The sequence below is a fragment of the Providencia sp. PROV201 genome (assembly GCF_028479545.1).
GTDB classification, from domain to species: Bacteria; Pseudomonadota; Gammaproteobacteria; order Enterobacterales; family Enterobacteriaceae; genus Providencia; species Providencia huaxiensis.
The window spans coordinates 49491-57009 of record NZ_JAMPNW010000028.1; the positions used below are offsets into that span (position 1 = coordinate 49491).

6 protein-coding genes are annotated in these 7519 nt (G+C 43.7%); 1 reads left to right on the forward strand and 5 read right to left on the reverse strand.

The genetic code is table 11. The annotated features are described in order from the left end of the window. Positions 1-43: 43 nt before the first annotated feature. From lnt to miaB, 5 genes are all read right to left on the reverse strand, one after another. Positions 44-1573 (reverse strand): apolipoprotein N-acyltransferase, encoded by a 1530-nt coding sequence (gene lnt / locus PR809_RS18060; protein WP_206276531.1) that lies wholly within the window; start codon positions 1571-1573, stop codon positions 44-46. Next, complete coding sequence (corC, locus tag PR809_RS18065) at positions 1573-2457, reverse strand: CNNM family magnesium/cobalt transport protein CorC (RefSeq protein WP_206276534.1); 885 nt, start codon at positions 2455-2457, stop codon at positions 1573-1575. The genes lnt and corC overlap by 1 nt, the downstream gene beginning before the upstream one ends. Before the next feature lie 366 nt (positions 2458-2823). Continuing rightward, complete coding sequence (gene ybeY, locus PR809_RS18070) at positions 2824-3297, reverse strand: rRNA maturation RNase YbeY (protein ID WP_094961810.1); 474 nt, start codon at positions 3295-3297, stop codon at positions 2824-2826. Beyond that, on the reverse strand, positions 3298-4350 hold the full coding sequence (locus tag PR809_RS18075) for a PhoH family protein (RefSeq protein ID WP_166266537.1): 1053 nt from the start codon (positions 4348-4350) through the stop codon (positions 3298-3300). Between the two features lie 39 nt (positions 4351-4389). Continuing rightward, positions 4390-5820 carry a tRNA (N6-isopentenyl adenosine(37)-C2)-methylthiotransferase MiaB gene (gene miaB, locus PR809_RS18080; RefSeq protein ID WP_094961811.1) on the reverse strand — a complete coding sequence of 477 codons (1431 nt, stop codon included), beginning with the start codon at positions 5818-5820 and terminating at the stop codon, positions 4390-4392. A gap of 478 nt (positions 5821-6298) precedes the next feature. Between miaB and ubiF the strand changes: the two genes are divergently transcribed. Beyond that, positions 6299-7486: a 3-demethoxyubiquinol 3-hydroxylase gene (gene ubiF / locus PR809_RS18085; protein WP_102138310.1), complete on the forward strand. Its 1188-nt coding sequence runs from the start codon at positions 6299-6301 to the stop codon at positions 7484-7486. Positions 7487-7519: the final 33 nt, after the last annotated feature.

Sequence of the window (7519 nt, forward strand, 5' to 3'; positions counted from 1 at the left end):
TTACCCCACCTCATTGATAGGTACTGAGGTGGGGCCAATATCGTTATTTTTGGCGCCTATTCATAGCAAAACCGAGAATACCAAATATAACGACCACTCCCCACATCGGATAATGACTCCAACGTGCGTAAGGTGTTAGTCCAGTTGTTGGTGTGACTTCAGTGGCAAGCGCCGCTGTTTTAAATTGAGGTAGCATATCTTGTATTGAGCCATCTGCACTGATCACCGCAGTTATCCCGTTATTGGTAGAACGTAATAATGGGCGTCCCAATTCTAATGAACGCATGCGCGCCATTTGGAAATGCTGCCATGGGCCGATAGACTGACCAAACCATGCATCATTGGAGACGGTAAGTAAGTAATCGCTATCAGGTTTAAAGTTATCCCTGACCTGTGTACCTAAAATAATTTCATAGCAAATAGCGGCAGTTAGATGAATATTACCAACCGCTAATTGCGCTTGCTCATAATCGCCACGGCTAAAACCTGACATCGGCAAATTAAAGAATGGTGCGATAGGGCGCAGCAAATCTTCTAAAGGTACATATTCACCAAATGGCACTAAATGGTGTTTGTTATAGCGGTTTTTAGATGGATATAAATACGGGTTTTTATCTCCTAATACAATGATTGTATTATAAAAAGTATATTCACCGTCTATCGGGCGTGCATCCACAATTCCAGTAATTAACTGGGTGTTTGACTCTGCCAATAATTGGTCGAGAGATTTAAGCCACGTTTGGTTATCGAGCTCAACAGAAGGCACCGCTGATTCAGGCCAAATAATCAAAGACGCTTTTCCGATATAAGGGCGAGAGAGCTCCATATAGGTGTCTTTGGTTTTTTGTAAGAAGCTGGCTTCCCACTTCATTGATTGGGGAATGTTGCCTTGAACCAATGCCACTTCCATTTTCTTGCCTTCAAGGGGGGTAAACCACTGTACATTTTTGGCGATTAATGGGGCAAAAATTAAGGCAGCAGCAACAGCGAGCGAGATAAAGCTGCGACGTAGGATAGCGAGTACTAACAGACCACTAATGCTAAATAAAAGCAATGTGATCATTTCTACCCCAAATATAGGGGCGAGTGCTTTCATCGGCCCATCAATCTGGCTATAACCAAATTGTAGCCATGGGAAGCCAGTTAATACCCAACCACGCAGAAATTCAGTGACTTGCCAGAGAGCTGGCGCCATAAAAACGAAACGCCAAATATTGGCTTTAGGAGCAAGCTTAGCCAGTAAACCACCAAATAGGCCAGTATAAAGCGCAAGGTAAGCGGCTAATAAAATAACAATAAATACGTTTACAGGGCCCGGCATGCCACCAAAATCGGCAATACTTACGTAAACCCAGTTAACACCACTACCGAATAAGCCAAATCCCCAAGCGAAGCCAATAGCAAAAGATTGTTTGGCTGTACGCTGCAAGGTCAGTAGTTGGAGGAAAAGGATAGAAAGCAGTGCGGCAGGCCAGATGTCGAAAGGCGAAAAAGCCAGTGTTCCACTGGCTCCGAAAATTAAAGCCAGTAGTAACCGCAACCGCTGACTTTGATAAATAGACGTTGAGTTCATTAAGTCTTTTCTTCTTCCAAAGTTGGAACTGGCGCGTCGTCTGGGATTTTTACGTGAAGCAGAAGGATCCTGCGGCTGTCAGCCATAGCAACTTTAAATTGGTAGTTATCTATCGTGATGACTTCACCACGGGAAGGCAGGTGTCCAAAGGCTTGCATAACGAGGCCACCGACGGTATCGACTTCATCGTCACTAAAATGAGTCCCAAAGGCTTCATTGAAATCTTCAATCTGTGTAAGGGCTCGGACAGAATATGAATGACGGCTGAGTTGACGAATATCAACATCGTCTTGGTCGTCATATTCGTCTTCAATTTCGCCTACGATGAGCTCTAAAATATCTTCAATGGTCACTAGACCAGAAACGCCACCAAACTCATCGATCACGATAGCCATATGATAGCGTTGAGAGCGGAATTCTTTGAGTAGTCTGTCTACTCGCTTACTTTCAGGGACAACAACCGCTTGGCGTAATACCTTATCGATGCTAAAAGGCTCTGCGTCGGTACGCATAAATGGCAGTAAATCTTTTGCCATCAATAACCCTTCGATATGGTCTTTGTCTTCACTAATAACAGGGAAGCGTGAGTGAGCAGAGTCAATAATGACATCAAGGCACTCATCAAGCGTTTGATTACGTTTTAAGGTAACAATTTGGGAACGCGGGATCATAATGTCGCGTACGCGCTGATCCGCGATATCCATTACCCCTTCAAGCATTTCGCGGGTATCAGGATCGATCAAATCGTTCTGTTCAGAGTCGCGGATTAATTCGACTAAATCATCACGATTTTTAGGTTCACCATGGAATAGGTGATTTAACAGTGCAAAGAACCCTTTCTTAGGACCAGGGTTATCGCTACTCGAAGAGTTATCGTCGCTCATGGCGGTTAATTTAATATTCCTCAAAAAAATACTCGTCATACTTCGAACCGCAGCGTTGTTGGCTGCACCCACTTACCCTAGTCACATACTTGTGTATGCTTCTAGGGATAAGCCTCGCTGGCCGCCTAGCTGCAATTCGAATTATTTAGAGTATTCACTCGTCGTATCTCGAACTGCAGCGTTGTTGGCTGCACTTGGTGCAAAAGTAGCCCAAGTTAAAGTATTTGGAGCTTAGGTTAGTTAATAAAAACAGCTTACTGGATTCTTTTTTAGCATAAAATTGACGGTTTATCTGCAAAATAACCGTCAATTTTTTGTAAAGTAATGCTTTCTATAAGAAAGACATCTCAAAAAATTATAGTTAGGTCACTCTTTTTCTGCAAGGTATGGGTCTTCATAGCCCAATTCAGCGAGAATTTCGGTTTCTAAACCTTCCATTTCTTCAGCTTCATCATCTTCAATATGATCATAGCCTAAAAGATGAAGGCAACCATGAACAACCATGTGCGCCCAGTGTTCTTCTGCCGTTTTTTGTTGCTCAATAGCTTCTTGTTCAACGACTTGGCGACAAATAATTAAATCACCGAGCAAAGGCAGCTCAATTTCTGGCGGAGCTTCAAAGGGGAATGACAACACGTTAGTCGGTTTGTCTTTGCCACGATAGGTTAAGTTCAAGTGATGGCTTTCAGGCTCATCAACTACCCGAATAGTGACTTCACTTTGCGCTTGGAATTTAGGTAAAACAGCGGTTAACCAACGCTGAAACTCGGCTTCCGAAGGTAAACCATCAGGGTTTTCACACGCAATTTGTAAATCGAGAATGATGTCAATGCCACTCATTTATAGGTTTTCCTGCTTTTCAAATTGCTTTTGTTGTTCTTTTTCTTCACGTAATTGTTGGCGACGTTTATTGTCTTGTTCTTCCCATGCTTCATAAGCCATGACGACTTTTGCAACGACGGGATGGCGAACCACGTCTTCGCTGTGGAAGAAATTAAAGCTTAAATCATCCACTTCAGAAAGCACTTCAATGGCATGACGTAACCCTGATTTACTACCGCGAGGTAAGTCAACCTGAGTAATATCACCCGTCACAACCGCTTTGGAATTAAAGCCAATACGTGTTAAAAACATTTTCATCTGTTCGATGGTGGTGTTTTGGCTCTCATCTAAAATAATAAAAGCATCATTCAACGTACGGCCACGCATATAGGCCAGCGGCGCGACTTCAATAACATTACGCTCAATCAGTTTTTCAACTTTTTCAAAGCCTAACATTTCAAATAGCGCATCATAAAGTGGACGTAGGTAAGGGTCGACTTTTTGGCTGAGATCTCCCGGTAAAAAACCCAGTTTCTCGCCTGCTTCAACCGCTGGACGGGTGAGCAAAATACGACGAACCTCTTGGCGCTCTAACGCATCTACAGCCGCTGCGACCGCTAAGTAGGTTTTCCCTGTACCCGCAGGGCCAATGCCAAACGTTATATCATGGTCTAAAATATTGGCGATATATTGCGCTTGATTTGGGGTGCGTGGTTTGATCACACCACGTTTAGTTTTAATATTCACCGCTTTACCGTAGTCAGGAACGCTATCGGCAGATTGCTCTAAAACGCGGCTATCCATAATGGCTAAGTGAATGTTTTCAGGGTCGATATCAGGGATCACACCGCGCACGGGCGCGGTATCGACATACAGTTGACGCAAAATTTTGCTTGCCGCTTGAACATTCAGTGGCTTACCCGATAACTTAAAACGGTTATCACGGCGATTAATTTCGATAGCAAGACGGCGTTCTAGCTGCTTGATATTATCGTCAAATGGCCCGCAGAGGCTCATTAAACGCTGGTTATCTGCGGGTTCTAGAAAGATCTCTTGTGTTGCGATTTGCAAATTTTTTGTCTCGGTCACTGAATATCCTATGGTTGCGGCTTAGGGTTGAAAGCTACCAACACCTAGCTCATCTTCTTTACGGGTACGTGCAATAACAGACTCTGGCGATTCATGAACGCGAAGACCCATTTGGTCTTCTGTACGAATGACTTTACCGCGTAATGAGTTGGTATAGACATCCACAATTTCGACATCCACAAATTTACCGATCATATCCGGTGTGCCTTCAAAGTTTACCACACGGTTATTTTCAGTACGTCCAGACAGCTCCATGACGTTTTTACGTGATGTTCCTTCAACTAAGATACGTTGAACGGTTCCCACCATTTGTCGGCTGAAGCTTAACGCCTGCTGATTAATACGCTGTTGCAGTAAGTATAGACGCTGTTTTTTCTCATCTTCAGTTACATCGTCAGGTAAATCTGCTGCTGGCGTGCCAGGACGTGCGGAATAGACAAAGCTGTAGCTCATATCAAAATTCACGTCTGCAATCAGTTTCATGGTTTTTTCGAAGTCATCGGTTGTTTCACCGGGGAAGCCCACGATAAAGTCTGAACTGATTAGAATACCAGGGCGTGCTTCACGCAGTTTGCGAATAATGGCTTTATATTCGAGTGCGGTGTGTGCACGTTTCATCATGGTCAGGACGCGGTCTGAGCCACTTTGCACTGGGAGGTGCAAGAAGCTGACTAATTCAGGGGTATCGCGGTAGACTTCGATGATATCGTCAGTAAATTCAATTGGGTGGCTAGTGGTAAAGCGCACACGGTCGATACCATCGATAGCCGCGACTAAACGCAGTAATTCTGCAAATGAGCAAATTTCACCATCAAAGGTTTCACCGCGGTAGGCATTCACGTTTTGACCTAGCAAGTTAACTTCACGTACACCTTGTGCAGCTAACTGCGCGATTTCAAATAGAATATCATCACAAGGGCGGCTAACTTCTTCACCACGGGTGTAAGGCACTACGCAGAAAGTACAATACTTGTTACAGCCTTCCATAATCGAAACGAATGCGGTTGGGCCTTCAGCACGAGGTTCTGGCAACCGATCAAATTTTTCAATTTCAGGGAAGCTGATATCGATAACTGGGCTGCGCGTACCTTGAACTTGGTTAATCATCTCAGGCAAACGGTGCAACGTTTGCGGGCCGAAAACGATGTCAACGCTTGGCGCACGTTGGCGAATAAAATCCCCTTCTTGTGAAGCGACACAGCCGCCTACACCAATAATAATGTCAGGGTTTTTGTCTTTAAAGAATTTCCAACGACCAAGTTGATGGAAGACTTTTTCTTGTGCTTTTTCACGAATTGAACAGGTATTAAGCAGTAATAAATCTGCTTCTTCTGCAACTTCAGTGAGTTGATAACCATGGGTATTTTCTAATAAAGAAACCATTTTGGATGAGTCATACTCATTCATCTGGCAACCCCAAGTTTTAATGTATAGCTTTTTATTCGTCGACATGTCGTATATCCGGTGTTTTCGAAGCGGCTAGTGTAATGGACTCCGAAACGCGTTGTAAATCCAAAGTCCTACCCTTTATATTTGGGAAGTCGCATGCATTTTGATTAAGGACATCATTGTATGATGGGATAAATGCAAAGATATTTAAAATAATATCACTACACGAAATCTAAGGGCAGGCAATTTGCCTATTGTTTTAAAATTAGCACGTATTGTATTCATTTGCGGCATCAGTGACCAGAGGATGTTGCAAAATTGTGGTTGTTTTTTGTGCAAATTAAAGTGTTTTCAGTAAAATACACTATTTGTAAGGTTATAAAGAAGAGGGAAACCAATGACCTCTAAGTCTTCAATGCCTATATTTCCTGTGAGAATCATCATTTTTCGGTACAATACCTTTATCAACGTGGTCACTGTTATCAAATAATAATCTTTATTAAACAGAGACCTTTATTAAACAGTAAATAGTAGCGAACGTATGAATAAATTAATCGAATCTTATGATGTTGTCGTCGTTGGCGCAGGTATGACTGGCGCGGCAGCAGCATTGGGCTTTGCTCAAGAAGGCATGCGAGTCGCTTTGCTTGAAAAAGCACAACCTGCGGCCTTTGACTCACAAAGTGCTCCTGATGTTCGTATTTCTGCGATTAGCCGCGCTTCTGTTGAATTGTTGGAACAATTAGGTGCTTGGCAACATGTGAAAGCAATGCGGAGTGCGCCATATCGCCAGTTAGAAACATGGGAAGAGCCCGATAGCAATGTGGTTTTCGATGCTCAGAGCCTTGGGTTGCCTGAACTCGGTTTTATGGTAGAAAACCGTGTGTTACAACTTGCATTGTGGCAAGAATGTGAAAAATACAGCAATCTAGACCTTGTCTGTCCTGCGAGACTTATCAATTTATATCAATCTAAGCAGCAAAAAGAGTGGATGTTAGCATTAGATGATGGCCGAACTTTGCAGGCTAAGCTTGTCGTCGGCGCCGATGGTGCGAACTCGCAAGTCCGCAAAATGGCAGGGATTGGCAGCCGAGGCTGGCAGTATCGCCAATCATGCATGTTAATTAGCATTCAAACACAGCAGCCTCAGCAAGATAAAACATGGCAGCAGTTTTTCCCTTCAGGGCCTAGGGCATTTTTACCTCTGTATGATAATTGGGCTTCATTAGTCTGGTATGACAGTCCCGCAAAGATTAGGCGTTTACAAGGTATGTCAATGGAACAGTTAACTGGAGCGGTTTCTGAAGCCTTTCCTGAACGTTTAGGGCCGATTACGGCGATAGCTTCCGGGGCATTTCCACTGACCCGCCACCATGCAAGTCGATATGTGATGGACGGATTAGCACTGATTGGCGATGCAGCCCATACCATCAACCCATTAGCGGGGCAGGGGGTGAATTTAGGCTACCGAGATGTTGATGCTCTGCTGAAAGAAGTGGTTTACGCGCGTGAATACATACAGCCTTGGCATTCCCTTGATGTATTAAAACGTTATCAACGCCGTCGTTTGCCTGATAATTTAATTATGCAAGCTGGAATGGATGTGTTTTATATGGCATTTAGTGAAAAGTTACCGGGATTGAAAATAGTTAGGAATCTTGGGTTGATGGCGGCACAGCGCGCCGGAGAAGCAAAAAAACTGGCGCTGAAGTATGCGTTAGGGTTATAGAACTTATCTTAGATATATAAATAGGCCGCAAAT